The sequence below is a fragment of the Polaromonas sp. genome, assembly GCF_029945895.1.
Classification (GTDB): Bacteria; Pseudomonadota; Gammaproteobacteria; order Burkholderiales; family Burkholderiaceae_C; genus Polaromonas.
The window spans coordinates 1-2,571 of record NZ_JAQSDL010000062.1 but is presented as its reverse complement, the minus strand read 5'-3'; the positions used below and the strand labels follow the sequence as shown (position 1 = coordinate 2,571).

The 2,571-nt window shown below is 64.3% G+C and carries 3 protein-coding genes; all 3 read right to left on the bottom strand.

Annotation, left to right across the window (positions count from 1 at the left end; genetic code table 11):
* Positions 1 to 59: 59 nt before the first annotated feature.
* The 3 genes from PSV33_RS07895 to PSV33_RS07885 all read right to left on the bottom strand — a co-directional run bounded on the left by PSV33_RS07895 (position 60) and on the right by PSV33_RS07885 (position 2,480).
* On the bottom strand, positions 60 to 1,658 hold the full coding sequence (locus PSV33_RS07895) for an IS66 family transposase (RefSeq protein ID WP_300560413.1): 1,599 nt from the start codon (positions 1,656 to 1,658) through the stop codon (positions 60 to 62).
* A gap of 91 nt (positions 1,659 to 1,749) precedes the next feature.
* Positions 1,750 to 2,091 carry an IS66 family insertion sequence element accessory protein TnpB gene (gene tnpB, locus PSV33_RS07890; protein ID WP_300560411.1) on the bottom strand — a complete coding sequence of 114 codons (342 nt, stop codon included), beginning with the start codon at positions 2,089 to 2,091 and terminating at the stop codon, positions 1,750 to 1,752.
* Positions 2,088 to 2,480: a transposase gene (locus tag PSV33_RS07885; protein ID WP_300560410.1), complete on the bottom strand. Its 393-nt coding sequence runs from the start codon at positions 2,478 to 2,480 to the stop codon at positions 2,088 to 2,090. Before PSV33_RS07885 ends, tnpB begins: the two co-directional genes overlap by 4 nt.
* Between the last annotated feature and the right edge of the window lie 91 nt (positions 2,481 to 2,571).

Below are 2,571 nucleotides of genomic sequence, written 5' to 3'. Positions count from 1 at the left end.
GTAAGCGGCCAGTCTTCCCACCTTGACGGTCAAGCGGCCGGTGAGTACCGGCCGCCGTATCAGCGTTGTGGCTGCCAGTGGTGGGGAAGCAGCTCATCGATGCGGCTGTTCAGATGCGTGGGCAGACGCTCCAGGACATCCTTGAGGTAAGCCCAGGGATCGTGTCCATTGAGCCTAGCCGATTGAATCAGGCTCATCACGACCGCAGAGCGCTGCCCTGCCAACTCGCTGCCAGCAAACAGCCATGCCCGTCTTCCCATCGCCCAGGGCCGGATCAGATTCTCGCAATGGTTGTTGTCCACGGGCACATCGCCGTCCAGCAGGTGGCGCGTCAGCGCCTCCCAGGCGTTCAGGCTGTAATTCAAGGCCTTGGCCGTCGCACTGCCATCGGGCACCCGGCCTCGCTCCAGTTTGAGCCACGCATGCAGCTGCTCCCACAGCGGCCGTGTGATGCTTTGCCGTGCCGCCAGCCGCTCTGGCGCGCTCATGGCAGCCAGCTCACGCTCGGCCCGGTAGATCTGCGCGATGCGCTGCAACGCCTCCACCGCCACAGCGCTCTTGCTGGCGTCACGCAGCAACTCGTCAAACTTCCTCCTGGCGTGCGCCAGACAGCCCGCGGCAATGCGCGCGGGTTGCGCAGTGATCACCGCGTCGTAGGCCGCATACTCATCGCGCACCAGCGTGCCGCGCCAACTTCGATCGCCTGGACTTTGCTCACCGAGGAACGCGATGGGGTATCGCGCTCCTCGCCCGACACAGAAGTCGTAGACCACCCCCGGCACCGCATCGAAGGCACCGCGTGCGTAGCTCCAGACATACGCACGTTTGGTCTTGCCCGCCCCCGGATCGAGCATGGCTACCGGTGTCTCATCGGCGTGCAGCACCGCAGCTGACAGCACGAAGCGCTTGTGCGCCTCAAACACCGGCACCAGGGCCCCACCGCCGCTGCCGGACCAACTAGCCAGTGTGGAGCGCGGGGTGTGCACACCTGAGCGCGCATTGATCGATTCCATCCGGTAGTACGGCAGGTGATCGACATAGTGGCCCACCATCGTGTGCGCGATCAGGCCGGCCGACGCCATGCCGCCTTCGATGATCTGGGGCGCGGCACGCTCTTGCACCAGTTGCTGGCAGCAGCGGCAGGCCCACTTGCCGTAGATGTGGCGATGCACGAAGAATTCGGCCGGGATGATGTCCAGGCGCTCGCTCACATCCTCGCCGATGCGCACCATCTCCCGGCCGCAGTCCACGCTGGGGCAGCTCGTGCTCTCGGGTTCGTGGTGGTGTTCCTCGCGGCGCAGGTGCTCGGGCAGTGGCTGGCGGCGCGGTTTGCGTGGGGGTTTCGGATCGGTCGCAGGCGGCGTGCCTACCTGGGCTTTGGCCTGCTCCAGCTGCGCCTGCAAGCTGGCCTCGTCCTCGGCAAATGTCTCCTCAAACAGGCGCCGCTGCTCTGCGCTCATCGCCTCGGTCTTGGCGCCGAACTTCCAGGCTTTGAGGCGCGCGAGCTGCAACGTGATCTTCTCGATCTTGGCGTCCTTGAACTGAATTTCGCTGTCTTGCTGGCGCAGGCGCCGCAGCATCTGCGTGGCCAGCTGCGCGATGGCCTCGGGGGCAAGGCCCTTGAGGTCTTCGTCTTTGAGGTCGCGCAGCTCTTGCATGTATGAATCATGCCGGTGCGCACTGACCTCGTCATTGGGAATTGCACTGTCAACCGGTGGCCCCGTGCGCAGCAGCGCCACTGCCCCGCGGTTAGATGCGCGTGATGCTTTGCATCTGTGGCAGTCGCTGCCAGGGCAAGCCCACCACGAGTGCGTCAAACTGCTGCCGGTCCAGCGCCAGCGTGGCTTGCCCCAGCGAGGTCGCATGTGGCCACAGGAATCGGCCCTGGTTCAATCGCCGTGCTGCGCACCACACGCCAAAGCCGTCATGCACAAGTAGCTTCATACGCGTGGCGCTGGCATTGGCAAACAGGTAGCCATGGTGTGCCTGTGCAGCGCCAAAGACCTGCACCACGCTGGCCAGAAGGCGATCGGCCCCCGAGCGCATATCCAGTGGCTGGACCGCCAGCCACAGCGCGTCAATGCGAATCACCGCAGCAACTCCCGAAGCCCTCTGGCACATTCGTTGAACGCACCGGCCGGCAGCTTCACTCGCACGAGCACTCCGGCGCGCTCGATCTCGATGTGAATGGTTGACGGCACAGGACCATCGCCTTGCGGTAACGCCAGCGCAATGAACTCTGGCTGCCCCGCACTTGGATTCGAGCCTGTGCCGCTGCCCTGGGACAGCGTTCTCAACATCGTGGACCGCTTGCTGTCCACCACCCATTTGCGCAGCATCGTGGCATTCAATCCATTGGCCAGTGCCACCGAGGCTAGCGATACCCCAGGCTGCTGGCAGGCCAGGACGACCGATGCCTTGAACTGGGCGCGGTGACGCCTCTTTACTCGCCCGCCGGGCGCCTCGACCAAAGTGCTCATCTCAAAGTGCTCATGTGTCCGCTACAAGTTAGCGGACGCAAGAGTCCTACGAATGCAGTTTCCAATCAAGGTGGGAGGACTGGCCGCATAC

Bases quoted from the DNA above. Each gene is read 5' to 3' on its own strand.
- PSV33_RS07895 (WP_300560413.1), bottom strand. From the start codon at position 1,658: ATGCAAGAGCTGCGCGACCTCAAAGACGAAGACCTCAAGGGCCTTGCC.
- PSV33_RS07885 (WP_300560410.1), bottom strand. From the start codon at position 2,480: ATGAGCACTTTGGTCGAGGCGCCCGGCGGGCGAGTAAAGAGGCGTCAC.